Here is a 26308-nt window from a genome sequence, read left to right as displayed (position 1 = left end):
TCAAAACAGATAGCGTACGCCGATTCCTCCCTGTCCTCTGAAGTTGATCCGGTCGATCAATTCCAAAAACACACCCACTTCTGCAAAAACACTGATGGGCAAGTCATCAAAATAGTATTCTGCTCCGGCAAATACTTCCGGCCCGATGTCCAGGTTTGACCGGTCTTCCGACAAGACAGGTCCGGCTACCACCGGTCCTGGCTGATATACATAACTGACTCGGGTGGTTCGCAACTGGACGCCTGCACCCGCATACCCTAACAGGTAGCCTGTAGTGATCTCAAATGTATCGGTAATGTCTTCATGCAGGGCCATTCTGAAATTCAGGTTTACGCCCCGTGAAGCCGCATGTGAAAGGTAGAAAGCGTTGGAGTTGGGGGGATTGTTTTCAAAGGCGCGCTTATAGTAGTTTGATCCGTTGACTCCGCCGCTACCGAGCATGATTTCATAGGAAAGGTAATCTTCAATAAAATCCTTGTAGGTCAGCGCAAATGGCTCTCCCAATCGGATTCCTACGCCCCTTTCTTGCGCAAAACCCAGAAAAGGCAATAAAATGAGGATAAATAGAATACGATATTTCACTGGATTGATAGTTGGTTTAAAGTTGATCACTGAATTAAATCGCCATCATCTTCAGCTGCATTTGATGAAGTTGAGTATAGTAACCTCCCAAATCAAGAAGCGAATCATGCGTTCCCGATTCTACGATTTCACCTTTGTGAAGGACGAGAATCTTGTCCGCTTTTTGGATGGTGGAAAGCCGGTGAGCGATCACAATTGAAGTTCTGCCTTTCATCATTTTCTCAGTGGATTCCTGAATCAATTCTTCGGTTTCACTGTCGACGGAAGAGGTGGCTTCGTCTAAAATTAGGATTTCGGGATTGTAAACCATGGCCCTGACGAATGAAATCAACTGTCTTTGGCCCCCTGAAAGCGTAGCGCCGCGCTCCATTACGTTGTAATCCAATCCTCCGGGAAGCCGCTCAATGAATTTCCGTGCACCTACATTTTCGGCAGCTTCGAGGACCTGCTCTCTGGAAATAGCCGGATTTCCTAGCGTTATATTGTGATAGATCGTGTTGGAGAAAAGGAACACATCCTGAAGTACAACTCCAATATGCTTTCTCAAAGTTCCCAATTCATATTCTCTGATCTCAGTACCATCGATGAATATCTGACCCTGATTGATTTCGTAGAATCTTGAAATAAGGTTGATAATCGAGGATTTTCCTGCACCTGTTGCTCCCACCAGTGCAATAGTTTGTCCGGCTTTTACCTCAAAAGTGATGTTTTTAAGTACATATTCCTCGTCCACATAGGCAAACCAAACATTTTCAAGTCGGATGTTTCCCTTGATTTTTTCAGGCTTGTAATTGCCTTCATTTGCGATATTATCTGTGCTTGCCAAAAGTTTAAAAATCCGTGAGGAACTGACAACGCCCATTTGCAGGGTGTTGAACCGATCAGCGATCTGACGGATCGGTCTGAAAAACAGCTGAAGGTACATGATAAAAGATATCAGGATACCAATTTGCAATTCAAGTCCCAAAACACCCACTGCACCATACCATACCACCAAGCCTATTCCGATGGCTTGGATAATTTCTGCGACAGGAAAATAAATGGAATAATACAGGACTGAGCGAATGTGGGCCGTGCGATGCTCCCGATTGATGTCTTTGAATTTTTCGAATTCCCGCTGTTCCCGGTTGAAAATCTGCACAATATTCATCCCAGTGATGTGTTCCTGAAGGAATGAATTCAGGTTGGAGACCGCATTTCTGACATCATTGAAGGTGACTTTGATTTTTTCCTTGAAGACGTAGGTGGAAATTATCAAAAGCGGTAGAGTACACAAACTCACCAAGGTCAGCTTCCAATCAATGTAAAACATCACCCCCAAAATCGTGATGATCTGAAGCAGATCTCCGATAATCGCTGCAAGCCCTTCACTAAATACATCGGCAAGAGTTTCTATATCGGAGACATTTCGTGTCACCAAGCGGCCTATCGGTGTATTGTCAAAAAACCTGAGACGGAGCTTGAGTAGGTGCTTATACAATCTTACCCGTATATCCTTGATGATCAATTGACCTATCCAGCCAGAATAATAGGTGTGAGCCCACTGTACAAGGGCCTGCAAAATCATCAGCCCCACCAGAATGTAAATGATCCTTACCAGACCTGCCGTATCGCCCATAGCAACATAATCATCAATGGCAATCTGAATAAAATAAGGTCGGGTCGGTGCCAAAATCGCCATGGCAATCGTCAAAAAGACCAGAAAGTAAAACTGCGCTTTATAAGGCTTTACGAAGGAGTAAAGCTGCTGCAGTACTTTCATGTCGACGATTTCGCCTGACGATTCTTTTTCTTTTTCTAAGCTCAAGGCTGGTTAGTCTAGGTAAATGTCTTCTTTGTAAACGATTTGACTCAGGAAAAGTCCCTTGGCTGGAGCCGCTTTTCCGGCGATCGCCCGATTTCGTGAACGAATCAGACCGTCCATTTCCTCGGCTTTTCTCAATCCCAGCCCCACTTCCATCAAAGTACCGACAATCGCCCGTACCATACCACGCAAAAAACGATTGGCGGTTATATGAAATAACAATTGGTCGTCCTTTTGTTCCCAGTGGGCTGAGATAATTTCACAACAGAAATGCTTGACTTCGGTATGTACTTTGCTAAAGCACTCAAAATCCTCATGGCGTAGTAGGGCTTGCGCAGCCTCATTCATTTTTTCCACATCAGGGCTGTGAAAACAAAGCCACGCCAGATCGTTCAAAAATGGATTTTTTCGAAAAATTATCCGATACACATAAGTCCTTCTCCTTGCATCAAATCTCGCATTTGCATCGGGTTTTACTTCACGGATGGAATGAATGGAAATTTCTTTGGGCAAAATCGAATTGATGGCTTTGAGGAAGTTTACTCCCGGGAGGACATCTTGCAGATCGAAGTGACATACTTGCATACTGGCATGTACGCCAGTATCTGTCCGGCCGCTTCCGGTGATGTAGATGGGTTTTCGGAAATAAGTACTGAGGGCTGTTTGTACGCATTCCTGCACTGTAAAGGCATTGCTTTGGATTTGCCAACCATGAAATGGGGTGCCTTTGTAGCTCAATTCAAGAAAATATCGCTTCGTCTCACTCATACGGCTGCAAAGATACAATTCCCCGTCAAATCCGACGGGAGTCTTTTCCATCCTTGGTTATGATGGGATTTGCCCTTTTCTTTGCCAAAAAAACAGAAAGAAATGATTCAGAGACTTCAAACCATATTCTTGTTTCTTGTAGTTGTCGGAATGGGAATTACAGTGGGTACCCCCTTGTGGGAGCAGGCAGATACCGGATCCGGCACCGGGGATTCCTGGAATCTCACCGCATTTATGCTGTCCAATTACGATGCTGCGGGAGAGGTGATTCAATCTTCCTCCAAATGGTATATCGCCACATTGGCTTCCTTTGCCGGGCTGTTGGCACTGATTTCAATTTTTCAGTATAAAAATCGCGCGAGACAAATGATGATCAATATGATCAACAGTCTGCTGATGGTAGGCCTTGTGGCAACGGTGTTTTTGACAACCAACGGAATCAATCAGGCTATTTCGGCTGAAGTGGCCGGGGCTTATCAGATCGGATTTTGGGCTATCCTTGCCTCCATGGTCTGTAATATGCTTGCCAATCGATTTATCCGAAAAGACGAGGCCTTGGTTCGGTCGGTAGATAGAATTAGATAGAAACAAGATTTTAGAAGCAAGACACAAGACACTAGAAATAAGACATAAGATTCGAGATTTGAAATTTGAGATATGAATTGGCAGAAAGCCAGCAGGACGCTGGCTTTCTGTTTTTCGGCCTGGGCAGGATCATTGTTGCCTCACAAGGAATTTTTAGAAAATAAAGTCAATCTCCTCAGAGACTTTTCTAATTTCAAACCAAAACACACTATCAATGCGATTCGAAACACTCACTATCCATAAAGGAAATCTGATCACTGACTCCGCAAAACCCGTTGTTCAGCCGATTACGCTCAGCACCACTTTTGAGCACGGAGCTGGGGAAATGATGTACACCCGAGCCAACAATCCCAATCGAAAAGCGCTTGAAGATTTACTTGCAGCCATGGAAAAAGGGGCAGATGCCGCCGCTTTTTCATCAGGCAATGCTGCCGGAACTGCCGTTTTCCAAGCCCTGAAACCCGGTTCGCATATTGTCGCTCCGGATGATATGTACCATGGTTTACACAATTCCATGGTTCAGCTTTTTGCAGGAATTTTGGAAGTGACATTCGTGGACATGAGTAATCTGGAAGAAGTCAAAAAGGCTATTCGTCCAAATACCCGTCTTTTTTGGGTGGAAACGCCCTCCAATCCACTTTTGAAAATCACCGATATTAGAAAGATATCAGCTTTAGCCAAAGAGCAAAAAGCGATCCTTGCCTGCGATAATACCTTTGCAACTCCGGTTTTTCAAAATCCAATCGATCTCGGTGCAGATATCGTGATGCACAGCAGTACCAAGTATTTTGGGGGGCATTCGGATATTTTAGGAGGAGCCTTGATCACTAAAGAAGTCAATCCCTTTTGGGAAAAAGTTAAAATTGTCCAGCGGGTTGGAGGGGCTGTGCCTGCGCCAATGGATTGTTACCTGCTTTGCCGCAGTATCCGAACCTTGGCCTATCGGATGAAAGGTCACACAGAACATGCGACGATTTTGGCTGAATACCTGCTAAATCATCTTAATGTCGAAAAAGTTTTTTATCCGGGTTTGATATCTCATCCGGGTCATGAAATTGCTGCTTCTCAAATGAGTGGATTTGGTGGGATAGTTTCGTTTATGGTAAAAGGCGGCGCTGAAGAAGCAGATCTGGTAGTCTCAAAGCTGCATTATTTTGCCAATGCCACAAGCCTTGGCGGTGTGGAAAGTTTGATTGAGCGCAGGGCTGCCGTCGAAGGGCCAAACACCAAAACTCCCCAGAATCTGCTTCGTGTGTCAGTAGGCTTGGAGCATACGGATGACTTGTTGGAGGATTTAGCGCAGGCTTTAGATTGATAGATTGGAAGATTTTAAAATTGAAAAATTAGGCTTAGATCTCTCCTGAATTTGCCGCAAATTAAATGTGTGTAATTAAAAATGGCTCTCAAAATCAATTGAGAGCCATTTTTAATTTAAAGCTAAGGTTTCTTAGAAGCAGTTTTTATAGTGATTGGTTTCAAATTTTGGACTTCTTCTGTCTCAGGTCTCCGGTCTTCCAATACTACAGTCCAGCAAACTACTGAAAGTATCAATATTAGTCTGGTCGATTTTCACTTGTAAATCTCCATTGGCCAGTGATCATTGCCGAGGTTAATGTCTGTAATGACTTTGTCAGGATCAATTTCAACTGATTTCACCCGCTTGCCTGTCTTGTGAAGGTAAGACCAGGAATCTCCCCTGTGCCAGATCTCAACCGGAAGCTTGACACGCTCCTTGCTATCATCTTCGTAAATAAATTCCAATAAAACAGGCATGGGGAAGTCTCCCTTATTTACAAGGTTTACCAGATAATTTCCGCCATAAGGCTGTACAGAGCTGATTCCGAGGTCAATGTTGCCATTGCCATAAAACCAACCTTTCCAAAACCAGGAGAGGTTTTCTCCGGCCACATTTTCCATGTGATTGAAAAAGTCATTTGGCTGGGGATGCTTATAAGCCCATGTTTTGATGTAGGATTTGAAAGCATTGTCAAATCGCTCTTCACCCAAAATGTATTCTCTGAGCATCACCAATCCAATAGCAGGCTTCATGTAGGCTACCATTCCGAGATTTCGGGTGTCGGTCAAATCGGGGTAGTTATCAATTCCTTCGCGTGTATCGCTTGTGAAATAATTGTTAAAACGTCGGGTTTGATTCAACGTGGAGGGGTATTCTCCATTGTTGAAAGCATTGGAGCTGTAGTGGTTGATAAAGGTGTTGAAGCCTTCATCCATCCAAGCGTATCGACGCTCGTTGGTGCCGACAATCATCGGGAACCAGTTGTGCCCAAATTCATGATCTGTCACCCCCCAAAGGGAAGCTCCTTTGGAATTGTAGTGGCAGAAGTTTAATCCCGGATATTCCATTCCGCCGATTTCTGCAGCGACGTTTGTGGCTGTTTCGTAGGGGAATTCAAACCACTGTTTGGAATAATACTCGATGGAAGCCTTGCTGTATTCGGTAGACCGACTCCAAGCATCCTGCCCGTTGCTTTCCATGGGATAGACCGACTGTGCGAGCGCGGCTTTGCCCGACGGTAAATTGATTTTGGCAGCATCCCAGATAAATGCATCGGAACTTGCAAAAGCAACGTCCCTGGAATTTTGAATCCTAAAATGCCATGTTACTGTTCCATTTTGTTTTGGACGGGTGAGTTTCGTGTTGTTGATTTCTTCAGGGGTAATCAAATAAATGGCCGTATCACTCGCAGCAGCTTTTGCCATTCTATTTTGAAGTTCTTTGCTGAGGACTTCATTCGGGTTCATCAGCTTGCCCGATCCAACGACTATATGATTGTATGGGACGGTGACTTTGTAATCGAAATTGCCGTATTCCAGGTAAAACTCACCTGCTCCAAGATAGGGATCTACATTCCATCCTTCGATATCGTCAAATACCGCAACTTTGGGATACCACTGCGCAAACGCATAGATCCAGCCATCCTTCACTTTCAATCTACCCATTCGATCCATCCCTTTTTGTGGCACTTTGAAAGAGAAATTCATGGAAACTGTCGCTTTTCCGCCTTTTGCCGGAATGGGCTCAGCAAACCAAACCTGCATCCGGGTATCATCGATCAGATGCTTGGTGGAGTTGGCTCCTTTGAGGCCTACTTTTGCACTGACGTTGGTAATGTTGTAGCCGCCGTCAATATCGCCATTGTAGCGGTTACCTTGAATCGGAGTTGTAAGTGTGCCTCGAGAATCTGGAGTGAATCGGTTTTGTTCCAATTGCAGCCAAATGAAATCCAGTGATTCGGGGCTATTGTTGGTGTAAGTGATGGTGACTTTGCCGGAAAGAACATGACTGGAATCATTCAGGCCGACTTCAATTTGATAATCTGCCGCATTTTGCCAATAAGCTTCACCCGGTTTGCCGGATGCAGTACGATAGCCGTTTCCCTTTCGATCCAAGAATTCCCCGAAATATTTCTGGTTATTATCTTTTCCCTGCTGCGCAAATACTGAAAAGGATCCCGTGAATAATAATAGGATAACTGTCCAACCCAATAATTTTAATTTTCTCATCATTTGTTCTATTTGAGCTCAAAATACAGACAAAGGCCTAATGGATGAATGCTTTTTGCGCGGAATAAAAACTTTTAACCAAATTTTTGATTTTAATTGGGCTTGCAAGAAGGGGTAAAAGGCCTTTACCTTTGGCCAAATTACCAATCATCTTGATGAAAAAAGCATTATTAATTGGCTGCTTGGCCATTTTGTCTTTCCAAGCAAACTCCCAAACGGACACCACTACCCAGAATCTGAATGAAGTAATTATTCAGGAAAACAGGATTCAGATTCCTTTTTCAAAGCAAAGCAGAAATATTTCTTTGATCGATCGGCAGCAAATCGAAACCACTCCGGGAAGAAGTCTTCAGGAGGTGCTGAGCTTTGTGCCGGGTGTCGATGTACGGCAGCGGGGTGTCACCGGAGTACAGGCGGATATCGGGATTCGCGGCGGTTCGTTTGAGCAGACCCTGATGTTGCTCAATGGGATCAAACTCAGCGATCCTCAGACTGGACATCACATGATGAACATTCCCGTTCCATTGGTCAATATTGATCGAATAGAAGTCCTGAAAGGGCCCGCCTCTAGGATTTTTGGTCAGAATGCCTACACCGGTGCCGTAAATGTAATAACAAGCTTGAGTGATAAGCAAAGCCTAAGATTGCAGGGATATGGCGGCGACTTTGGGATGAAAGGGATAAACCTTGCAGGTTCGCTGCCAGTCGGGAAATACCGGCAAAACTTGGCGGTGTCTTACGATGATTCCAATGGGCATCAGTATAATTCCGACTATCAGGTGAGCAATATTTTTTATGAAGGAGGATTGGACTTGAATTCCAAAAACTCCATCCGGGGAATGATAGCCTATACCGACCGGACTTTTGGTGCCAACGGATTTTACACCTCGGCTTTTCCGGATCAATGGGAAAGCATCCAAACCACCTTGGCATCCTTGAGCCATACCTTTACCTCTGGAGCGCTTTCTCTAAATACCAGAATGTATGGCAGAAGAAACTCAGATGAGTATCGCCTTCGTAGAAATGAACCTCAATTTTATCAAAATAACCATACCTCTGATGTTTTTGCCCTCGAGACCAACGGAAGCTATAAAAGTAAATTAGGAGTGACAGGTTTTGGGGTAGAGCTTCGCAAAGAGCAAATTGAAAGCAATAACCTTGGTGATCATGAGCGCTCCCTTACCGGAGTTTTCCTGGAGCAAATGGTAAATGTGGGAGAAAAAACTGATATCCGGGCCGGGGTTTATTCCAATTACTATTCGGAGTATGGCTGGAAGCATTTTCCGGGTTTGGAAGTGGGCTTTCAGGCGACAAAAGCGATCAGACTGTATTCGGGAATTGGATCTAGCTTTCGAATTCCAACTTACACCGACCTGTTTTATGTAGGCCCGACAAATATCGGAAATCCGGATTTGCAGCCCGAACAGGCAAGGTCATTTGAGTTTGGGGGGAAATGGTCTCATTCCAATTGGAGAGGAGAGTTGGTGTATTTCAATCGCTACTCAGAAAGTGTAATCGAATGGACCCGAATTAATACAGTCGAACCTTGGCAGCCACAAAATTTCAATGAAGTAACATTTAACGGAGTGGAGGCATCTGCTTATTATCGGGTCAATCCAAATGGAAGATCAGTAAAAGTCAAAGAGTTGATGTTTTCCTATAATTTCATTGATGCTAATTTTACAACTCAGGAAGGCTTGGAATCCCGCTATGCGTTGACTGCATTGAGAAATCAAGTGATTGGTGGTGTTTTGGTTGGTTTTGGTGAAAAAGTGGAGTGGAATACCAAAATGCGCTATGTGGAGCGGATCAGTTTGGATCCTTATTTCCTGCTGGATATGCGGGTGGACTATAATCGCATGGGTAAATTAGGATTCTTTGCAGAGACGTCCAATATCACCAATACTGATTACATCGAAGCCGGCACAGTGCAAATGCCGGGAAGATGGTTTAGGGCTGGATTTATGGTGAATTTGGAATAGGAGAGATTTTTCACAAAGATTTCCGTGGATATGTACAGATTTTGAAAGTCAAAAATTTAAAGTAATTCAGTTTAAAATTGCCCGTTAAATCAGTGTAAATCCGCGGGAAACCATTTTCTCTTTAATTGTAAATAAAAAAATCGGCCTCATTGTCAAACAATTGCAAATGATTCAAACATTTTATTTGCCTGTAAAAAATTAGAATCTACCTTTGCAATCCGTTTGATATGCGACGGGAGTTTAGCTCAGCTGGTTCAGAGCATCTGCCTTACAAGCAGAGGGTCGGGGGTTCGAATCCCTCAACTCCCACATTCATACTAATCACAAGAGATTAGAAAATAGTTAGTCAGTCCTTCGGGAGTTTAGCTCAGCTGGTTCAGAGCATCTGCCTTACAAGCAGAGGGTCGGGGGTTCGAATCCCTCAACTCCCACAGAAAAGCCTTAGAGAAATCTGGGGCTTTTTTGTTTCCCGCAGATTAACACAGAAAAGGGCACAGATTTCCACAGATTTTTTAATTGAAACTATCTGAGGTTTCAAAACTTCGGTCTCCTGTCTTCGGTCTTCCAAACTTTTTAATATCCATACTTCCCTTTCCATTTCCCGGATAGATACTTTCTCAGCTCATTTTCCCTGGCATTGTCACCCGGTTCGTAGAGTTTGGTTCCTTTGATTTCATCGGGTAAAAATTCTTGAGCCACAAAGTTGCCTGGGAAGTCATGGGAATACTTGTATGCTTTGCCGTAGTTCAGGTCCTTCATGAGCTTCGTGGGAGCATTTCTGAGGTGGAGCGGCACAGACAGGTCTCCCTTTTCGCGAACCAAAGCTTGGGCTTGATTGATGGCCAGGTAGGACGCATTGCTCTTGGGGGAACTCGCTAGATAAGTCACGCATTGAGCAAGGATAATCCGTGCTTCGGGATATCCGATGATTTTGACAGCCTCAAAGCAATTCGTAGCCAAAAGTAAGGCATTTGGATTCGCATTGCCAATGTCTTCTGAGGAGAGGATGACCAAGCGTCTTGCGATGAATTTCACGTCTTCGCCACCTTCGATCATCCGTGCCAGCCAATATACGGCAGCATTAGGATCAGAACCCCGAATAGATTTGATAAAGGCAGAAATGATGTCGTAGTGCTGCTCCCCGGATTTATCGTAAAGAGCCACTTTTTGCTGGGCGATTTTCATCACGATTTCGTCCGTGATCACGCAGGGATTCTCGTTGATGCCGTCAATGACTATTTCCAAAAGATTCAGGAGTTTCCGGCCGTCTCCACCAGATATCCGAAGCAAGGCGTCGATTTCCTGAAGTTCAACCTTAATTTTTTTCAGATCACTATCCTTTTCCAAAGCCTGACGCATCATGGCTTCGAGTTCGGATTTGCCCAGCGGATTTAAGGTGAAAACCTGACAGCGTGAAAGCAAAGCTCCATTAATCTCAAAAGATGGATTTTCAGTTGTCGCGCCTATCAGGCGGATGGTACCCTTTTCCACAGCACCCAATAGCGCATCCTGCTGGGATTTGTTAAAGCGATGGATCTCATCGATGAAAAGCACGACTCCCATCTGGAACTTGGCCTTTTCGATAACCTCGCGAATATCTTTCACTCCCGAACTGATCGCGCTCAAAGTGTAAAATGGTGCCTTGATTTCGTTGGCGATGATATTGGCAATGGTCGTTTTACCCACACCGGGAGGGCCCCAAAGGATCAGGGAAGGGACATTTCCTGACTTGATCGCCTTATGTAAAAAGGAGTTGGGAGAAGACAAATGCTCCTGACCGATCAGATCCTCCAATCGGGCTGGGCGCATGCGTTCGGCTAGTGGAGTGGGATTCATTTTCTTAGGAGATACAAGACTTTAGATGCAAGACATAAGACTTGCCAATTTCAAAATTTGGAGCAAATTAGGATAAAAAAAAGGCCTTTTTAGGCCTGGTTATAATTGAATGGGGTGATTGAGTCAATCGCTGTCTGTTTGGAGGTTTTTTCTTCTTCCAAATCAAAATCATCCTGAAGCCCAAGCCAGAATTTCGGGGAGGTTCCAAAAAACTTGGAAAACCTCAACGCTGAATCTGCGGTAATCCTTCTTTTTCCCTGAATGATTTCTGAAATGCGAGTTTGAGGAATATGAGTTTCCTTGGCAAGTCTATATGCGGAGACTTTCATTGGTTTTAAGAATTCCTCCGATAGAATTTCGCCAGGATGGATGTTTTTAAGATTTTCCATTATTTTAATATCAATGATAATCCACTATTTGAACATCAAATGATTGATTGCCTTCCCAAGTAAATATTATGCGCCATTGTTTATTGATGCGGACACTAAATTGGCCCGATAAATTTCCTGAGAGTTTTTCTAGATGATTTGATGGTGGTATTCTTAAGTCATTTAAGTTTTGAGAGTTATTGAGCATCCTAAGTTTTCTTCTTGCAATTTCTTGAATATCATTTGGGAGTTTAGCCGAACGGATTCCATTCCAAACTTTCTCTGTTTCCTTGTCGCCAAAAGATTGTATCACTAGTTCTGTTTTTCGATACTAACGCTTGAAGTTAGTAATTGATTTCAAATTTCAAATACTGAATCTCAAATTTCTCTTACCCTCTTCCCAAACTCCTCCAATTGATCATCATCAAAGTCCAAGTGCGTCACAAAGCGCACGAGATCCTTTCCGAACTTGACTGATTTGATATTTTGCTCCGCCAGCTTTTTCATGAATTCCTCCGGAGGCGTTCCTTGCAGTCTCGCAATCACAATATTGGTTGCAACTGGGAAAATTTCTGATACCACTGAAAGTTTACCCAGCATTTCTCCCAATGCTCTAGCTCTGGCGTGGTCTTCTTTCAATCGCTCTACCTGATGATCCAAGGCATAAATACCTGCTGCCGCCAGAAATCCAGCCTGTCGCATTCCTCCGCCAAAGACTTTCCGAACCTTTCTCGCCTGCTTGATATCTGCTTTTGATCCTAGTAAAAGCGAGCCAATCGGACAGCCCAAACCTTTGCTCAAGCAAATAGAAATCGTATCAAACTGAGCACCCCAATCGGCAGGGTTTTCGCCCGTCTCCACCAAGGCATTGAAGAGTCTAGCCCCGTCCAGGTGAAGCTTGATGCCCTTTTCTTTGCAAAGGGCATGAATAGGTTTGATTTCGTCTAATGTGTAGATGCTTCCTCCTCCTTTGTTCATGGTGTTTTCCAGCGAAACCAATGTAGTCTCAGGCGCATGCACGTCATCGGGATTGATGGAATCGGCAATTTGTGAAGCAGAGATTTTTCCCAGTTCTCCGGGTAGAAGTTTTACAGAAGCATGTGAATTCGCCATGATTCCGCCTCCTTCATAGAGGTAGATATGAGAATATTGGTGGCAAATCACCTCGGTCTGAATCCGTGTGTGGAGACGAATTGCGATCTGATTGGTCATGGTCCCGGAAGGACAGAAGAGCGCTGCCTCCATTCCAAAGAGTTTGGCGATTTTTTCCTCCAAGGCATTGACTGTCGGATCTTCTCCAAATACGTCATCGCCAACCGGGGCTGTAAACATGGCTTCCTTCATTCCCGCAGTCGGCCGGGTTACCGTGTCACTTCTCAGATCAATCAACATGGGTGAAATACTTGGATTTTGAACTTGTTTTTACACATCATCTTTTTTGGGGTCTTTTTTAAAGAATACATCCAAGCTACTTTCCCGCTTTTGAAAGATTTCCTCCATATCCGAAAGCTCCAGGTTGAGTGCTTTGGTTGAAATCTGGATTTCGACCAGTGAAATCATCAAGGATACAAGAAGTGAACCCATACTCGCCACAAATACCCAATTAGCCGCGGAAGTATAACCTTGGAAGAGCAAATACATACAAATGATGCACATTAAAAAGCTGAAAACTCCGAAAAGCTGCATGTTTTTGATGAGTGTCAGTCGACGGCGAAGGTTGTGAATCTGCTCAACAATGATGGCTGAATCGGGCTCTTTTAGGTAGTTCTTATGCAGGCCACGAATCAGGGTGGCGATGGCCAAAAATCGGTTGGTGAAAGCCAACATCAGCAAGGTGATGGCAGAGAAGAGTAGGGCAGGAGTGGAGAGTTGGAGTTCCATAGGATTTTAAAAGTGCTTTCAGGGAAGCTAAGTTCAACAAAAGGCATGAAAAAAGCCCGCTCTTTGCAAAGCAGGCTCGATAAACTCTGTTCTTTAGGTATTAAGCAACTTCTCCCAGCACGACCAACTTTTCAAGTGTTGGTGCTTTAGAGCCTCCTTTTGGCTCGATGGTGATGGCAAAGGCACCTGCTTCGGCCACAGCTTGCATTTGTTGAAGGGTGAATTTCTCTCCCGGATTGACTAGACCAATTCCTACCGGACCATCTTTGCCTATCGCCCAAAGCTGATAATCAGATTCTGCGTCCAGTGAATTCAAATTATTCACTGCCACGAAGACTTCTTGTGCTTTTTGATCCCAGAAGACGTCAACTTTCGCGTCTTTCTGCATTTCAAATCCAGTGCCTTTCATTTCCACGCGTTTGAAATCGCCAGAGACCAGGCGATCCAATCGGGAATCCGTTTCTTCGTATTGAAGCTTGACCTGATTCAGGTTATCCGCCATCACTTGCTGATCTAGGAGTAGGGCAGTGAATTTCTGATCGGTGTCGTAGTATTTGCCCGCGAAATAAATCGCTGCCGCACTTGCCAGCAATGCCACAAGAGATGCTGCTACCGCAAATTTTTTCCAAGGGGAAAGTGGGACAACTTGGGTCTCTTTAGGGGTAACTGGAGCTGCTTTTAGAGGTTCTTCCTTTTTGAAGTCAGCCTCTAGGTTCGCAAATATTTTTTCTTTTACCTGAGGGGAAGGTTCGGGTCCTGTCAAGTTATCAAAGTAAAACATTGCTTCCTCCAACTCATCCAATTCCTTTTGGATTTCAGGATAAGTTTTTGCCAAGGCCAGAACTTCCTCCCGCTCGCGCTCAGTTAACTCCCCCAGTAGGAAGAGTTCCAGTTTGCCTGATGCTATGTATGATTGGATGTCCACTAGATTCTGTGTAAGTTCTTTTTTAATACTTGAAGTGCAGCCCTGACGCGGGATTTGACTGTGCCGAGCGGAATATCAAATTCCTCCGAGACCTCCGAATGCGTATAACCTTTGAAATAGATATGATCGATGATGAATCGTTGATCCTCGTTGAGGTTATTGATTAACTCTTTGACTCCTATCGCCTCTACCTGTTCCATAGTCCCTGACTGACTTTCAAGTCCATATACGAAGTCATCAATTCCGTTGGTCTTACCGGATTGAGATATTTCCTTGGACCTAAGTTTGTCTATGGCAGAATTACGACAAATATTAGCCATCCAAGTGTACAGGCGGCCTTTTGACTCCTCGTAGGAGTCGATTTTTTTTGTGATTTTGATAAAAGCATCGTGGAAAACCTCCTCCGCAATGTCCTTATCTGACACTATGCGGGCAATAACCGCAAATAGTGCCCTTGAATACTTCTCATAGAGATATTCCGTCGTTTTTCGGTCTCGGGCTCTTAAGCCTTCGATGAGTTGTTCTTCCTGCAAAAGTATTTGGGTTGAAGTGGAATACGCTTAAAAATAAAACTCTAGGCCGAATGTTTCAGCCTAGAGTTCTTTTATTTTTTATTAAAGATGAATTACCTCATCGTATGCAGCTGCAGCGGCTTCCATGATTGCTTCCGACATAGTCGGGTGAGGATGGATGGTTTTGATCAATTCATGACCTGTAGTTTCCAGTTTACGGATTGCAACGATCTCAGCGATCATTTCTGTTACGTTTGCCCCAATCATGTGTGCACCGAGAAGTTCTCCGTATTTTTTGTCAAAAACCAACTTCACAAATCCATCTTTGGCACCGGCCGCAGAAGCTTTTCCTGATGCTGAGAATGGGAACTTGCCGATTTTCACTTCGTATCCTGCCTCGATTGCTTTTGCTTCGGTGTAACCCACGGAGGCAATTTCCGGGGAGCAATAAGTACAGCCCGGAATATTGTTGTAATCGATTGGTTCCGGATGGTGACCTGCGATTTTCTCTACACAAGTAATGCCTTCCGCAGAAGCAACGTGGGCCAATGCCGGCCCGGAGACTACATCACCAATGGCATAGTAACCAGGCATATTGGTTTTGTAATATTCGTCAACTTTGATTTTGCCTTTTTCCACCAAAATTCCGACATCTTCCAAACCAATATTTTCCAAGTTGGAAACTACACCTGCGGCAGAAAGCACCACATCACACTCCAAGGTTTCTTCGCCTTTGGCAGTTTTTACCGTCACCTTGCATCCTGTTCCTTTGGTGTCTACCGCAGTCACTTCCGAAGAAGTCATGATGGTCATGCCCGCTTTCTTATAGATTTTTTCCAAAGCCTTGGAAACTTCCACATCTTCCACTGGGACGATACGATCTAGGTATTCTACAATAGTTACTTTGGTGCCAATGGAATTATAGAAATAGGCAAACTCCGCACCGATAGCACCTGAACCTACGACAACCATGGTTTTTGGCTGTTTTTCCAGCGTCATCGCTTTTCGGTAGCCAATGATTTTTTTATCGTCAATCTTCATTGATGGTAGTTCCCTGGATCGGGCACCGGTAGCGATGATAATATTATCCGCGGCATAAACTGTTTTCTTGCCATCTGCACCTGCTACTTCCACCTTTTTACCAGGCTGGATTTTACCCCAACCCGTGATGATCTCGATTTTATTTTTCTTCATCAAAAACTGAACTCCCTTGCTCATGCCATCGGCTACACCTCGGCTTCTCTTGACCATTCCGGAGAAATCTGCCTCAGCACCTTTGATCGAAATACCATAATCGGCAGCATGATTGATGTATTCAAAAACCTGCGCGCTTTTCAGCAAGGCTTTGGTTGGGATACAACCCCAATTGAGGCAAATGCCACCCAATTCGGCAGCTTCTACGATGGCGGTTTTCAGTCCGAGTTGAGAAGCGCGAATCGCGGCCACATAGCCTCCAGGTCCACTTCCCAGCACGATCAAGTCAAATTTTGTCGAAGACATATCTTATTCTTGTTTGATTACAAATTGAAACTCTGCAAAAATAGGCCTTTTGCCTTCAGAAAAAAATTGGATTTCCGACATGCCTTTTCCTTCAAAAGCCGCTTAAACTGAATTATTTAAGCTTTTTAGAGGAAAATTTTAACAAATCATTAATCCTCCGACTTAAATTTTGCGGAATCAATTTTTGGAGATTTAATACCTTGGTTTTCAATCTAAAACCAATTTTGTGAATTTCAGAAAAGCAGAATTCTAAGCTTTTTTTCTATTTTTGGCCAAACAAAATTTTACACTTCATGGGATTACTCGCAGGAAAAACCGCATTGGTGACAGGAGCTTCAAAGGGAATTGGAAGATCAATTGCGATTCGATTTGCATTGGAAGGTGCAAATGTCGCATTCACTTTTTTGTCCAGTGTGGAAAAAGGACAGGCGCTTGAAGCCGAATTGGAGGCTTTTGGAGTAAAGGCGAAAGGCTATCGATCCGATGCATCTGACTTCAAAGCTGCTGAGCAATTAATTAATGACGTGGTAGCTGACTTTGGTGCCTTGGACATTTTGGTCAACAATGCCGGCATCACCCGCGACAACCTTCTGATGCGCATGACTGAGGAAGCTTGGGACGAAATCATGAATGTGAATCTCAAATCCTGCTTTAACACGGTGAAGGCAGCTTCCCGCACGATGATGAAAGCAAAGGCCGGTTCGATCATCAACATGACTTCCGTAGTCGGGGTGAAAGGAAATGCCGGTCAGGCAAACTATGCAGCTTCGAAAGCTGGAATTATCGGATTTACGAAGTCGGTGGCTTTGGAACTAGGATCAAGAAATATCAGATGTAATGCCGTGGCACCGGGATTTATAGAAACTGAAATGACGGGAGCTTTGGATGAAAAGACGGTGCAAGGTTGGAGAGACGGAATCCCGATGAAGCGTGGTGGTCAGCCGGAAGAAGTGGCCAATGCCTGTGTCTTTTTGGCGTCGGATATGAGTAGCTATATCTCAGGGCAGGTGCTTCACGTGAATGGGGCGATGTATACTTAACCTTTGAGTCCGCCGCGGCGGACTCGAAGGTTTTTTTAAACAATGAACCTTCGAGGTTTTTTAGAAATCTCAAACATCTCAACTAGACCTCGAAGGTTCTAAATTCAAAGAGACCTTCGAGATTTTTTAGTTCTTCTATTCCAATGAAAATTCTATTGGTAACCTAAGATTAGTCGTTGATTGATGATCTTTTTGAAATTGATCTATTCCACCAAACCAATCAAGAATGTATTCTCTTCCAAGCTTCGTTGGTTTAGAGGACATTAATGCTTGATAGGAGGAGTATTTCCATTTTTTAAATTCCGTCGTAATTCCATGTTTACTTGGATTTTGATGAATATAAATTACCACCTGAGTTAGGTAGCTTTCGTGGTCAATTTTCTTTCTTTTGAATTTTCTTTGAAATAATCCGCCGTGTCTTTCGTACAATTTATTGTATGATTTTGAATAGGAATTTAGAAAATTGGAAATTGACGATAGGGCCTGTTCGGAAGTAGTGTTTTCCTTTACCTGAACAAGGAAATGAAAATGGTTAGGTAACAAGCAATAGGCAAATGTTAAAAATTGCTCTTCACAGTACACTAGATACTTTTTAAGGAAAAAAGAATAATTTTCATCTGAACGGAATAGGAGCTCGCTTCCAATCGTTCTCGAAAAAATGTGATAAAATTCTCCTGGTTGTAAACTATCTGAGTTCATCTTTTAAAAAGTTATCAAGTCTGACTTTAAATTTAAGAAATTTTGCTTTTGGATTAGACCTTCGAGGTTTTTGAAAACCTCAAAGGTCGGGGGAGCGGCTGGAGAGATTCAGCCGTTTTTTGTTTCCCGCAGATTGGCGCAGAAAAAGACGCAGATCGACGCGGATTTGATTAACTTCAACATTGGCCTATGTGAAATCCAATTGAAATTCAGGTTTATGAATAGGAATGTGGCTAAAGCCCATTCCTTAATGGATTATTGTCATTACGGGGCTTTAGCCGAAGATTAAGTTTATTACCTCCCGCAGTTCTTCGCGGAAAAGGTCGCAGATGAGCGCGGATTTTTAATGGAATTCGTCCTTCCTCAATACCCCTTCACTCCGGCTTCTGCAATGATCCCATCCTGTGCAGAAGTCACTCCTGAAATCCCGATCGATCCGACGATGATGCCGTCTTTAAATATCGGAAGTCCACCTTCGACCCCCACTGCATTGGGAAGCGTGGCGATTCTGCTTCCGCCTTCGCCCTTCATGACATCCTCAAAAATTTTGGTGGAGCGCTTAAAATAGACTGCGGATTTGGCTTTGGCCTGAGCAACATCAATTGATCCGATTTGAACACCATCCATACGCTTCAGAGAAATCAGATGTCCGCCATCGTCAAGAATGGCGATGACTACATTCCAACCTTCTGCTTTGGCTTTTGCTTCAGCAGCTGCGGTTATTCGCTCTGCATCAGCAATTGATAAATAAGGTTTGGTTTGCGCAAAAGCAATCATCGGAAGGGTAAGGAATACAAGAATTAGGAGCTTTTTCATAATTGGGGGGGGGGTTATTAGTTTCAATGTGGATTTTCAATTAGGAAGAATAATATTTGAAAATACCCCTAGTTTGGGTTTTATAAAAGTTAAATATCCAATAACTTGATTTTTCAAATAAAACTGAAGTAAATGACCTCAAGACGCGATTCACTCAAAACCATCGGCTTGGCCACCGGACTGGGACTTATTGCCCCATCTGCCCTTTTTGCATGCAATACTTCCTCACGGAAAGAAAAGCTTGGCGTGGCACTCGTTGGATTGGGCTATTACAGCACCGATTTACTTGCTCCGGCTTTGCAGCAAACACAACATTGCTACCTGGCAGGCATCGTGACCGGAACTCCTTCCAAAGCCGAAACGTGGAAAGCCAAGTACAACATCCCGGACAAGAACATTTATAACTACGACACTTTCGACTCCATCAAGGACAATCCCGATATCGATGTCATCTATATCGTCCTTCCTCCATCCATGCATCGGGAGTATGTGGTGCGTGCCGCAAAAGCTAAAAAACAAGTTTGGTGTGAAAAGCCCATGGCAGTAACCTTGGAGGAATGCCAAGCTATGATTGATGCTTGCAAAGCAAATGGAGTGGGATTATCCATTGGTTATCGCTGTCAGCACGAACCGAATACTCAAGCTTTTCAGAAAATTGTCAAGGAAGGAACTTTAGGGAAAGTCCTCAGCGTGGACTGTGCAGCAGGGTATCGGGAAGGACGGACTGGCCACTGGAAGCAAAAGCGGGAAATGGGTGGAGGAGTAATCTATGATATGGGCGTATATTCCATTCAGGGTGCAAGGCTGGGGGCAAATATGGAACCTGTTGCAGTTAATTCTGCCAAAGTCTGGACGGAAAGGCCTGAAGTATATAAGGATGGTCTGGGCGAAATTGTGGAGGCAGTACTCCAGTTTCCGGGTGGAGTAATCGGAAAGATCAAGACTTCCTTTGCGGAAAACATCAACTTCCTGAATATCCAATGTGAAAAAGGACTGATCGAAATGTCTCCTTTCCAAGGTTATGCAGGCAACAAGGGAAAGAGCCCGCTGGGCCCGATCAACTTCCCGTACGACGTGCCTTGGCAGCAGGCCAATCAAATGGATCAAGATGCCTTGGCCATCCTAGCAGGCAAGCCTTACCTCGTGCCGGGTGAAGAAGGTTTGCGTGATATCCGGATTGTGGAGGCGATTTTGGAAAGTGCCCAAACCGGCGGTAAGGTGCCTATTTAAGGTGTAATCGGGTATAAACTCTAAGGCCTGAAACCAATTCAGGGCAGGCAGTCTTTATCCTACGAAACATCCGCAGAACCTTATCTCAGAATGCTAAATCATTTTCTTTGCTGACTTTCGTCATATGTTCAAGGATTAGCGTTAGGTATTATTGTGATTATCAATCAGACCAAACTATGAACTCCAGACTTTCGAAAAGCAGCATTTTGCATGCCTGCACGATCAAGCAACAAATGACCATTTCTGATTTTGAAAAAGAAGTGGCCCGGCTCAAGTCGGAAGTTACCACGCGTGATGAAAGTGCAAGCCAGGGCAACCGCGGTGCATCCGAGCAAAACGAATTGTTGGTAAGGATGGAACACGAGTTACTTTTTTTGAGAAATGAGCTGATGACTCTGGGTAATATTGATCCGGATTTGACCTGTGAAGAAATAGAAATCGGAGCCGTCGTCGTCACCGATCAGCGGATATTTTTCGTCAGTACCTCGATCGAATCAGTCGACATAAATGAAAAGTCGGTATTTGGCTTGTCCGTCCATGCACCCATCTATGCTGAGATGAAAGGCAAGAAAAAGGGAGAACTCATCGAATACAATGGACTTCGGTACAAGATTTTGGATGTGTATTGATTTAGCTAGAGCTAAAAACAAGAAAGTTAAGGGTCCCAACATTCAGTTAGAAGGTTGGGATTTTTTTTTACAACATCTAGTTGAAATTGAGCTGAATGAATAGTTAGTATGTGTATCTGTGAACCTGCACATAGCCTTTGAAATTTGGATTGGAGGACAGATTTGCTTAGCTATGGGCCATGGACTAAAGACCTTGGTTAAGGATCCGCAACTTACTGGACCAATTTTTACCCAACGTGCATCCTTGCGGATACTCATAATAGTTATTTGGTTTCCCTACTTTTGCAAGAAATCAAGCGCTAGTTTCACATGTTCGAAGGCCTCAAATATCCCAAATCCCTGGATGAAGCACAATTTAATTCCTGGATGGAGGCAGGAAGGGCGAGTCCGATTTCCTATTGCTACTTGTTGATTTTTTGGGACGAGTTGGATGAAAAGTACCTGCCGGGTTTTGCAATCCGGCGGAGTGAAATCGAGGAACATGAAAAGTATGGCTACTCGCCTGCCCGGCAATTATTGGTGGCGGCTTATGATTTGTACTCGGAGTCAAGGGTGGGGTAAACTATCCAGTCCAGCAATCCCCTTTTCCAACCATCAAGTCAGTTTAGAAAAGGAATGATTCAAGGATTGAACTCATCTGTATTTTATTTTTATGATTACCCGCAATTCTACCAGTTTGTAAAAATTGAAATTGAAAAAAGCGGATAATCGTCGACAGACGACCGTCCACTCCCGATGGCAATCGGGAAGCAAGTCCACAGCTCGTCTCATCGGACTTCTAGCCGTATTTCCTATGGCTACTGGTAAGAAAGCGGATATACAGAAAAGAAAAAATGACGCATAAGCTTGAGATGCGTCATTTCATTTTCAGCTAATGGAATTTTCCAAAAGGATAGCATCCAAGTCTTCTCCCGGCAGGGAAATGATTCGCTCACTTTCGGAATCCCATTCGATTTTTCGGCCGGTTTTATAAGAAAGTCCTGCCATATGTGCGGTGATAGCTTCCTCAAATCCTTCCTGAATTCCACAGCTTGGTTCCCCTCCCAATCGGATGCAGCTCAGCCACTCCCGGATGTGTAAGAAGGTAGAATCTACACGCTTGCCATCCCGATAGGTCCATAGCAGTCCTTTATTTGCGAAGTACTTGGTCGTAGCGGAGGTCACAGCGTCGACACCATCGGCAGTGGGGTCGTATTGGTAGATGGGAACCGAAGGGTCGATCCGTCCTTCTGCGATCATGTCCTTGTACTTGGTGGATCTCGGGTCGGCATAGATAGTCAGGATATTGCCCAGTTCCATGCTGCCGTCATGGCCCATCAGCACGGTACCCCGGTCAAACTGATTTCCCAAGGTAGCACTGTAGACAAGGGTCATTCCTTTTTCTTTCCCACTTTCCTGACTTGAACCGGTGCTGAATTCCGGAAAATCCATATTCACCTGCATCACATCCGGTACATTTCTGCCATCACGGTGGGTATAGATTCCTCCCGAGGCCGTGACATACTTGGGGATCCCCATTTTAAGCACACAATTTATTCGATCGTAGTCGTGGGTAAGCAAGTCTCCGGATAATCCCGAACCATAAGCCCACCATTTTCTCCATCGGAAAAAATGCTCCGGATTGAATGGGACTGAAGGGGCATTGCCCAAAAAGGCATTCCAGTCAATGGTTTCAGGCGAAGCCTCCGGATGGATCTCATATTGCCAGGCTCCATTGCCATCATTTCGGTTGGTGTTGGTTACGACGAGGGAGATGTGGCCCAGGGTGTTTTTGGCTATGGCATCCTGAGCGGTCAAGAAGCTGAGCGTCTGCCGATGTTGGTGCCCTACCGCCAAGATAGCTTTGGGATTTTTTCTGACTGCCTCTCTCAGCAGATAGGTCTCGCCGATCGTATGAGTCATCGGTTTCTCAATGTAGGCATGGATTCCCGCCTCAATTGCAGCCTGTGCCATTGGTGCATGCCAGTGATCCGGGGTAGCAATAATGACTGCATCGACCTCTCCGCTGTTAATCAGGTCCAGGTAGCTTTCGTAGCGCTTACAGGTATTGGATTCGTTATTGAATGATTTTAGGGCTTTTTCGGCCCGAACATCAAAAATATCACAGATTGCCGTGAGTTTGACATTGAGGTTTTCCTGAGCTTTGAAATCTTCCAATCGCTTGTCTTTGGGATCCTCCATGAAAGCCTTTGACATGGCCTCAACCCATTCATTGGTCGCAAATCCCAGTGCTCGCATCAGTTGCTCGCCTCGTATGCCAAAGCCGATAAGACCGATTCGTAAGGGGTCGCCACTCATAGGGCCGGAGGCAGGAGGGGGGCTGGCTTTGATGTTTAATTTTTCGAGGAGGAAATCTTTTTCCAGTTTCGACCTTTTAGTGGTATCTATCCCAGCTGCCCATACAGCGCCTAAGACCGGGATTCCTGCCAGGCTTTTAAGCAAATCTCTTCTCGAAAAGGCTGCAAATAGTTTTTTGTCAGTTGCCATGATTTCCGTGTTTTTAGGATTGAGTTTGGATTTCCTTTTTGGTGAAAAACCGTTCCAGTCCAAAGGAAATGGAAGTAGGGAACAGAAAAATCACCACTAGGGCCGCAGCTTCGATCAGGTTTTTATTGATGATCCAGTAGCTCCCCTCAGCAGGTCCCTGAGGATATCCGGGAAAAGGCGGATGGGCAAAGTAGTACAAAAGCAAAAGACCTATTCCGATCAGACTTGCGACCTGCGTCTTGAAACCCAAAATCAGTCCGACACCTACCAAGAGTAGTGCGGTGATATTCAAAGTGTCAATGGTAGAAATCATGGAATCACTGGCCATCCAGTGGAAAAAGGACTCCATGTACGTAGCACTGAGTAGGTAGCCCTTGGCTGTCCATGAGGGGCTATAAAGCTTGAGGACACCTTCGTAAAGAAAATGCCATCCGATGAGGATTCGCAGAATAACCAAGGCGCTGGTCTGCGGGGGAGATAAAAGGGAAGGTCGGGTCATACCGTGGTTTTTTTTTGGTTTGATCAGACGATACTACCTACAATTATCCACTCAATACATGAGGATAATCAGCTTAAATAATGAGGTTTGTCTTGAAAAGGGAGGGGCTAAGAAATCCTGTTTTGCTGGTTTTTTCCCAGTTTAAAAAGGGTAATGGGAATAGGTCCGAAGGGATGTTTTTTATTGGCTTTGTTTTTTTGTTCCTTGGATTTCCGGCAAAGCTGCTGTTCGAATTTGCACTGTCAAATGACCCGACACAGGATTACTTTTCCATTGTCCGACAAGCTATTCCTTCCAGAGCCCCTTCTTTTTATTCCGGGCTTCCCGCTCCAATTTCATAAAGAGCTCCACATATTTCACATTGGGCGGATAGGTGGCCACGTTGGCAAAGCCCTCCTTTACCAAAAGGGCATTCAGAAACGTACCGTCTTCCAGATAGACATAGGCCAAGGTTCGCTTGTAGCGGTCATATCGCCCCACATCATATTCCAAGCGGACTCGTCTGCCTGTAAGCAATGCCTTGACAAAGTCCGAAGCCTCCTTGCCAAAATATTCAACCTGAGTCCTTCCGGTATTTCTGACTTCGGGGGTATTTACTCCGATCAACCTTATTTTCTCTTCCTTGCCCCTGGAATTGATTACCCAAAAGGTGTCGCCGTCCACCACTTTGGATACCTTCAAAAAGTCTGTTCTTTGCTGGCTGAAGGCAGAAAACATAAAAAATATGGCTACAAAAAATAGAATACTTCTTCTCAATAAATGGTCAGTGAAAGGGGTAAGATTTACACTCTTAAAAGGAACAAGGGTAAATTTATTGATTTTTTACCCTTGTTTAGATAACGGAGGTAAACTTTACGCTCGTTTGGAAGATGGGGATAGTCCAAATCAAACCTAAATCACAGTATAATGTGGAAAATGGTGAGAATAGAGCTGTTGGTTCAATAAAGACCTTTGTTTTCATATTAAAATGTGATTTTTTGACTTAGTGGTGTTAAATGGTTCTATTCTCTGCAAATTTTTCGGATATAAATACAGCCTAGTTTTAGGGTGTTTTTAATGTATGGATCGCCTCAATGAATAGGGACGCGGCTTTAGCCCGATCCTTCAGGAATGATCATATCACCGAGGGGGCTTTAGCCCAATTCTTCGCTTATACCATCACCTTCGATTCCCTTCAAATCGGATCCCAATGCTCAATTTGCCCACTGCGCAAGCTCCCTTTCCAAGTTGAGAGGGGTTCGTAAAAACTCGAAATCAGATCAGGAGAATTTTTTGTCAAAAGGTAGACTACAAGCTTGCAGAGATTTAGCAGCATCATGGCTTTGACAGACCTTTGGGAAGATTTAACAAACAAAGCCATGAACAAACAAACTTATTATCATCTGGTCCTCGACCGAAGCGGCAGTATGGACTCCTGCTGGAAAGAGGCAAGACAAAGTTTCCAAACCCAGTTGCAGGGATTCAAAGACAAACAGGTTGAATTCACAGATCAGGATTTATTCTTTTCCTATTGTGCATTCAATCAGGCACTGAAATTCTCTGAAGGCATCCTGCCGATTTCTCAAGCAGCCATTGACTGGAGAGAAATTTTCCCTGACGGAATGACATCCCTTTACGATGCGATCGGAAGTAGCATCCAATTTCTGAAAACAAAATTGAGGACTGAGCTTGAAAATGAGCATACCGACGTGGTCATGTTAATTCTCACGGACGGCTTTGAAAACTCATCCAGGATTTTCAATGGACATGAAGTCAAGCGTCTGATCAATGAGTTGGAATTAAGCGGAAAATGGAGGTTTCTTTTCCTCGGTGCCGGGCTGAATGTGGAAGAAGCAACTCGAGAATTGGACCGAAATGGTAAAAATTCTTTCAGTTTCGAAAAAAACTCAATCCAGGCCTCCATGAGTTTTGTGAGCGAGGAGATTACCGATTTCATGGATTTGAAATCAAAAGGAGTGAAAAAGGATGAGTTTTTCAAAAATAAATCAGGTAAAAACCCCCTTTAAAACCGATAAAAATGAGAATAACACAAGTTCTTAGAACCTCACAATCTAAAAACAAAATAAATAAACAGATGGTGAAAACACATACCCATAGATTCTACAAAGAAAACGATAAATGGTATATCGATTTACCTGAATTCCTTGAAAAAGGATTAGGTACTCAAGCTAACTTGCAAATGGTCGGAGGTTCTGATGAATATTTAGATGCAGCATCTCAATTTACTAATGAGGTCACATTAACCTTTTCAAAAGATCCATTAGGTGGAGGACTTACTGATATATTTCACAGAACTGGATTTGCTACAAAAAACTGGACAATATTTTTAAGCTTGTTTTTGATTTGATTTTATGTCGCCTGCCGCGGGGCTACTCAACTAATCAAGTGGATTTAGAAAAAAAATCCACCTGATTAGTTCGAGTTCAATTTTCTTTAAGCTGCCTTTGTTTTTGTTTTTTCTCCGAACTGCTCTGGAGTAAGGTAATTCAGGTAGGAATGTTTTCTTTTTTTGTTGTACCAGATTTCGATGAACTCAAAGATCTCGATCTGTGTCTGTCCGATGTTGAGAAGTGGGAGCTGGTATATCAGCTCTGATTTAATGATCTTAAAGAAGTTTTCTGCCACTGCGTTATCCCAACA

At 44.0% G+C, this 26308-nt stretch carries 28 protein-coding genes and 2 tRNA genes; 12 read left to right on the top strand and 18 right to left on the bottom strand.

Annotated elements, in window-relative coordinates:
- From BLQ81_RS18495 to truA, 3 genes are read right to left on the bottom strand one after another with little or no spacing between them, the layout of a single operon-like run.
- A complete protein-coding gene (locus BLQ81_RS18495) occupies positions 1-582 on the bottom strand; it encodes a hypothetical protein (RefSeq protein WP_092733500.1) in 582 nt (193 codons plus the stop codon).
- Between the two features lie 34 nt (positions 583-616).
- On the bottom strand, positions 617-2389 hold the full coding sequence (locus BLQ81_RS18490; protein ID WP_092733410.1) for an ABC transporter ATP-binding protein: 1773 nt from the start codon (positions 2387-2389) through the stop codon (positions 617-619).
- Positions 2390-2395: 6 nt separating this feature from the next.
- Positions 2396-3205: a tRNA pseudouridine(38-40) synthase TruA gene (truA, locus tag BLQ81_RS18485; protein WP_245693306.1), complete on the bottom strand. Its 810-nt coding sequence runs from the start codon at positions 3203-3205 to the stop codon at positions 2396-2398.
- 51 nt (positions 3206-3256) lie between these two features.
- Between truA and BLQ81_RS18480 the strand changes: the two genes are divergently transcribed.
- Together BLQ81_RS18480 and BLQ81_RS18475 are read left to right on the top strand one after the other, a co-directional pair.
- Entirely contained in the window at positions 3257-3739 is a 483-nt protein-coding gene (locus tag BLQ81_RS18480) for a DUF4293 domain-containing protein (protein WP_139183673.1), read from the top strand.
- A 214-nt stretch (positions 3740-3953) separates the two neighbouring features.
- Positions 3954-5054: a trans-sulfuration enzyme family protein gene (locus BLQ81_RS18475; RefSeq protein ID WP_092733404.1), complete on the top strand. Its 1101-nt coding sequence runs from the start codon at positions 3954-3956 to the stop codon at positions 5052-5054.
- 254 nt (positions 5055-5308) lie between these two features.
- On the opposite strand, the gene BLQ81_RS18470 is transcribed toward BLQ81_RS18475, so the two are convergent.
- Complete coding sequence (locus BLQ81_RS18470; RefSeq protein ID WP_092733401.1) at positions 5309-7264, bottom strand: M1 family metallopeptidase; 1956 nt, start codon at positions 7262-7264, stop codon at positions 5309-5311.
- A gap of 155 nt (positions 7265-7419) precedes the next feature.
- Between BLQ81_RS18470 and BLQ81_RS18465 the strand changes: the two genes are divergently transcribed.
- The 3 genes from BLQ81_RS18465 (at position 7420) to BLQ81_RS18455 (ending at position 9677) form a co-directional block, all read left to right on the top strand.
- On the top strand, positions 7420-9246 hold the full coding sequence (locus tag BLQ81_RS18465) for a TonB-dependent receptor plug domain-containing protein (protein WP_092733398.1): 1827 nt from the start codon (positions 7420-7422) through the stop codon (positions 9244-9246).
- Between the two features lie 234 nt (positions 9247-9480).
- Positions 9481-9555 (top strand) — tRNA-Val (locus BLQ81_RS18460).
- A gap of 47 nt (positions 9556-9602) precedes the next feature.
- Positions 9603-9677: transfer RNA gene (locus tag BLQ81_RS18455), tRNA-Val, on the top strand.
- A 142-nt stretch (positions 9678-9819) separates the two neighbouring features.
- On the opposite strand, the gene BLQ81_RS18450 is transcribed toward BLQ81_RS18455, so the two are convergent.
- From BLQ81_RS18450 to lpdA, 8 genes are all read right to left on the bottom strand, one after another.
- Positions 9820-11082 carry a replication-associated recombination protein A gene (locus BLQ81_RS18450; RefSeq protein ID WP_092733395.1) on the bottom strand — a complete coding sequence of 421 codons (1263 nt, stop codon included), beginning with the start codon at positions 11080-11082 and terminating at the stop codon, positions 9820-9822.
- Between the two features lie 89 nt (positions 11083-11171).
- The gene (locus tag BLQ81_RS18445) at positions 11172-11471 is read right to left on the bottom strand and encodes a HigA family addiction module antitoxin (protein WP_092733392.1); all 300 of its coding nucleotides are present in this window, start codon (positions 11469-11471) and stop codon (positions 11172-11174) included.
- 10 nt (positions 11472-11481) lie between these two features.
- Positions 11482-11763 (bottom strand): type II toxin-antitoxin system RelE/ParE family toxin, encoded by a 282-nt coding sequence (locus BLQ81_RS18440; RefSeq protein ID WP_092733389.1) that lies wholly within the window; start codon positions 11761-11763, stop codon positions 11482-11484.
- Between the two features lie 65 nt (positions 11764-11828).
- The gene (locus tag BLQ81_RS18435) at positions 11829-12842 is read right to left on the bottom strand and encodes a threonine aldolase family protein (RefSeq protein WP_092733386.1); all 1014 of its coding nucleotides are present in this window, start codon (positions 12840-12842) and stop codon (positions 11829-11831) included.
- A gap of 30 nt (positions 12843-12872) precedes the next feature.
- Positions 12873-13331: a DUF2721 domain-containing protein gene (locus BLQ81_RS18430; protein ID WP_092733383.1), complete on the bottom strand. Its 459-nt coding sequence runs from the start codon at positions 13329-13331 to the stop codon at positions 12873-12875.
- Between the two features lie 100 nt (positions 13332-13431).
- The gene (locus BLQ81_RS18425) at positions 13432-14256 is read right to left on the bottom strand and encodes an anti-sigma factor (protein ID WP_092733380.1); all 825 of its coding nucleotides are present in this window, start codon (positions 14254-14256) and stop codon (positions 13432-13434) included.
- On the bottom strand, positions 14256-14789 hold the full coding sequence (locus tag BLQ81_RS18420; RefSeq protein WP_092733377.1) for an RNA polymerase sigma factor: 534 nt from the start codon (positions 14787-14789) through the stop codon (positions 14256-14258). Before BLQ81_RS18420 ends, BLQ81_RS18425 begins: the two co-directional genes overlap by 1 nt.
- Before the next feature lie 81 nt (positions 14790-14870).
- The gene (gene lpdA, locus BLQ81_RS18415; protein WP_092733374.1) at positions 14871-16268 is read right to left on the bottom strand and encodes a dihydrolipoyl dehydrogenase; all 1398 of its coding nucleotides are present in this window, start codon (positions 16266-16268) and stop codon (positions 14871-14873) included.
- Positions 16269-16561: 293 nt separating this feature from the next.
- Here lpdA and fabG point away from each other — a divergent pair, with 293 nt between their 5' ends.
- Entirely contained in the window at positions 16562-17308 is a 747-nt protein-coding gene (gene fabG, locus BLQ81_RS18410) for a 3-oxoacyl-[acyl-carrier-protein] reductase (protein ID WP_092733371.1), read from the top strand.
- A gap of 135 nt (positions 17309-17443) precedes the next feature.
- Here fabG and BLQ81_RS18405 read toward each other — a convergent pair whose 3' ends face one another.
- Positions 17444-18007, bottom strand: a complete 564-nt coding sequence (locus BLQ81_RS18405; protein ID WP_092733368.1) for a transposase — start codon at positions 18005-18007, stop codon at positions 17444-17446.
- 70 nt (positions 18008-18077) lie between these two features.
- On the opposite strand from BLQ81_RS18405, the gene BLQ81_RS18400 reads away from it, so the two are divergent.
- Positions 18078-18296 (top strand): hypothetical protein, encoded by a 219-nt coding sequence (locus BLQ81_RS18400; RefSeq protein ID WP_092733365.1) that lies wholly within the window; start codon positions 18078-18080, stop codon positions 18294-18296.
- A 74-nt stretch (positions 18297-18370) separates the two neighbouring features.
- On the opposite strand, the gene BLQ81_RS18395 is transcribed toward BLQ81_RS18400, so the two are convergent.
- Positions 18371-18823 carry a GlcG/HbpS family heme-binding protein gene (locus BLQ81_RS18395; protein ID WP_092733362.1) on the bottom strand — a complete coding sequence of 151 codons (453 nt, stop codon included), beginning with the start codon at positions 18821-18823 and terminating at the stop codon, positions 18371-18373.
- A gap of 132 nt (positions 18824-18955) precedes the next feature.
- Between BLQ81_RS18395 and BLQ81_RS18390 the strand changes: the two genes are divergently transcribed.
- The 3 genes from BLQ81_RS18390 to BLQ81_RS18380 all read left to right on the top strand — a co-directional run bounded on the left by BLQ81_RS18390 (position 18956) and on the right by BLQ81_RS18380 (position 21243).
- Positions 18956-20053, top strand: coding sequence for a Gfo/Idh/MocA family protein (locus tag BLQ81_RS18390; RefSeq protein WP_092733359.1), 1098 nt, complete (start codon positions 18956-18958; stop codon positions 20051-20053).
- A 176-nt stretch (positions 20054-20229) separates the two neighbouring features.
- Positions 20230-20682 (top strand): hypothetical protein, encoded by a 453-nt coding sequence (locus tag BLQ81_RS18385; RefSeq protein WP_139183672.1) that lies wholly within the window; start codon positions 20230-20232, stop codon positions 20680-20682.
- Between the two features lie 309 nt (positions 20683-20991).
- On the top strand, positions 20992-21243 hold the full coding sequence (locus BLQ81_RS18380; protein ID WP_092733353.1) for a hypothetical protein: 252 nt from the start codon (positions 20992-20994) through the stop codon (positions 21241-21243).
- A gap of 306 nt (positions 21244-21549) precedes the next feature.
- Here BLQ81_RS18380 and BLQ81_RS18375 read toward each other — a convergent pair whose 3' ends face one another.
- The 3 genes from BLQ81_RS18375 to BLQ81_RS18365 all read right to left on the bottom strand — a co-directional run bounded on the left by BLQ81_RS18375 (position 21550) and on the right by BLQ81_RS18365 (position 24349).
- Positions 21550-23169: a Gfo/Idh/MocA family protein gene (locus BLQ81_RS18375; RefSeq protein WP_092733493.1), complete on the bottom strand. Its 1620-nt coding sequence runs from the start codon at positions 23167-23169 to the stop codon at positions 21550-21552.
- Positions 23170-23182: 13 nt separating this feature from the next.
- The gene (locus tag BLQ81_RS18370; RefSeq protein ID WP_092733350.1) at positions 23183-23668 is read right to left on the bottom strand and encodes a DoxX family membrane protein; all 486 of its coding nucleotides are present in this window, start codon (positions 23666-23668) and stop codon (positions 23183-23185) included.
- Positions 23669-23953: 285 nt separating this feature from the next.
- Positions 23954-24349: a thermonuclease family protein gene (locus BLQ81_RS18365; RefSeq protein WP_245693305.1), complete on the bottom strand. Its 396-nt coding sequence runs from the start codon at positions 24347-24349 to the stop codon at positions 23954-23956.
- A 677-nt stretch (positions 24350-25026) separates the two neighbouring features.
- On the opposite strand from BLQ81_RS18365, the gene BLQ81_RS18360 reads away from it, so the two are divergent.
- On the top strand, positions 25027-25674 hold the full coding sequence (locus tag BLQ81_RS18360; RefSeq protein ID WP_139183671.1) for a vWA domain-containing protein: 648 nt from the start codon (positions 25027-25029) through the stop codon (positions 25672-25674).
- Positions 25675-25685: 11 nt separating this feature from the next.
- Complete coding sequence (locus BLQ81_RS18355; RefSeq protein WP_139183670.1) at positions 25686-26015, top strand: DUF6717 family protein; 330 nt, start codon at positions 25686-25688, stop codon at positions 26013-26015.
- An 86-nt stretch (positions 26016-26101) separates the two neighbouring features.
- Here BLQ81_RS18355 and BLQ81_RS18350 read toward each other — a convergent pair.
- Positions 26102-26308: IS3 family transposase (locus BLQ81_RS18350; protein ID WP_139183669.1), on the bottom strand; the 207-nt coding region annotated here is incomplete at its 5' end.

Origin of the sequence: Algoriphagus alkaliphilus, from assembly GCF_900103735.1 — a bacterium.
In the GTDB taxonomy this organism is placed as follows: Bacteria; Bacteroidota; Bacteroidia; order Cytophagales; family Cyclobacteriaceae; genus Algoriphagus; species Algoriphagus alkaliphilus.
The sequence above is the reverse complement of the archived record's forward strand: the minus strand, read 5'-3'. Positions and strand labels throughout refer to the sequence as shown.

What these genes read in the sequence shown, in the direction of transcription:
- truA (WP_245693306.1), bottom strand. Translation starts at nt 3,205, where the DNA reads ATGGAAAAGACTCCCGTCGGATTTGACGGGGAATTGTATCTTTGCAGC.
- BLQ81_RS18445 (WP_092733392.1), bottom strand. Translation starts at nt 11,471, where the DNA reads ATGGAAAATCTTAAAAACATCCATCCTGGCGAAATTCTATCGGAGGAA.
- BLQ81_RS18360 (WP_139183671.1), top strand. Translation starts at nt 25,027, where the DNA reads ATGAACAAACAAACTTATTATCATCTGGTCCTCGACCGAAGCGGCAGT.
- lpdA (WP_092733374.1), bottom strand. Translation starts at nt 16,268, where the DNA reads ATGTCTTCGACAAAATTTGACTTGATCGTGCTGGGAAGTGGACCTGGA.
- BLQ81_RS18470 (WP_092733401.1), bottom strand. Translation starts at nt 7,264, where the DNA reads ATGAGAAAATTAAAATTATTGGGTTGGACAGTTATCCTATTATTATTC.
- fabG (WP_092733371.1), top strand. Translation starts at nt 16,562, where the DNA reads ATGGGATTACTCGCAGGAAAAACCGCATTGGTGACAGGAGCTTCAAAG.
- BLQ81_RS18395 (WP_092733362.1), bottom strand. Translation starts at nt 18,823, where the DNA reads ATGAAAAAGCTCCTAATTCTTGTATTCCTTACCCTTCCGATGATTGCT.
- BLQ81_RS18465 (WP_092733398.1), top strand. Translation starts at nt 7,420, where the DNA reads ATGAAAAAAGCATTATTAATTGGCTGCTTGGCCATTTTGTCTTTCCAA.
- BLQ81_RS18480 (WP_139183673.1), top strand. Translation starts at nt 3,257, where the DNA reads ATGATTCAGAGACTTCAAACCATATTCTTGTTTCTTGTAGTTGTCGGA.
- BLQ81_RS18475 (WP_092733404.1), top strand. Translation starts at nt 3,954, where the DNA reads ATGCGATTCGAAACACTCACTATCCATAAAGGAAATCTGATCACTGAC.
- BLQ81_RS18405 (WP_092733368.1), bottom strand. Translation starts at nt 18,007, where the DNA reads ATGAACTCAGATAGTTTACAACCAGGAGAATTTTATCACATTTTTTCG.
- BLQ81_RS18450 (WP_092733395.1), bottom strand. Translation starts at nt 11,082, where the DNA reads ATGAATCCCACTCCACTAGCCGAACGCATGCGCCCAGCCCGATTGGAG.
- BLQ81_RS18430 (WP_092733383.1), bottom strand. Translation starts at nt 13,331, where the DNA reads ATGGAACTCCAACTCTCCACTCCTGCCCTACTCTTCTCTGCCATCACC.
- BLQ81_RS18385 (WP_139183672.1), top strand. Translation starts at nt 20,230, where the DNA reads ATGAACTCCAGACTTTCGAAAAGCAGCATTTTGCATGCCTGCACGATC.
- BLQ81_RS18435 (WP_092733386.1), bottom strand. Translation starts at nt 12,842, where the DNA reads ATGTTGATTGATCTGAGAAGTGACACGGTAACCCGGCCGACTGCGGGA.
- BLQ81_RS18370 (WP_092733350.1), bottom strand. Translation starts at nt 23,668, where the DNA reads ATGACCCGACCTTCCCTTTTATCTCCCCCGCAGACCAGCGCCTTGGTT.
- BLQ81_RS18390 (WP_092733359.1), top strand. Translation starts at nt 18,956, where the DNA reads ATGACCTCAAGACGCGATTCACTCAAAACCATCGGCTTGGCCACCGGA.
- BLQ81_RS18380 (WP_092733353.1), top strand. Translation starts at nt 20,992, where the DNA reads ATGTTCGAAGGCCTCAAATATCCCAAATCCCTGGATGAAGCACAATTT.
- BLQ81_RS18375 (WP_092733493.1), bottom strand. Translation starts at nt 23,169, where the DNA reads ATGGCAACTGACAAAAAACTATTTGCAGCCTTTTCGAGAAGAGATTTG.
- BLQ81_RS18355 (WP_139183670.1), top strand. Translation starts at nt 25,686, where the DNA reads ATGAGAATAACACAAGTTCTTAGAACCTCACAATCTAAAAACAAAATA.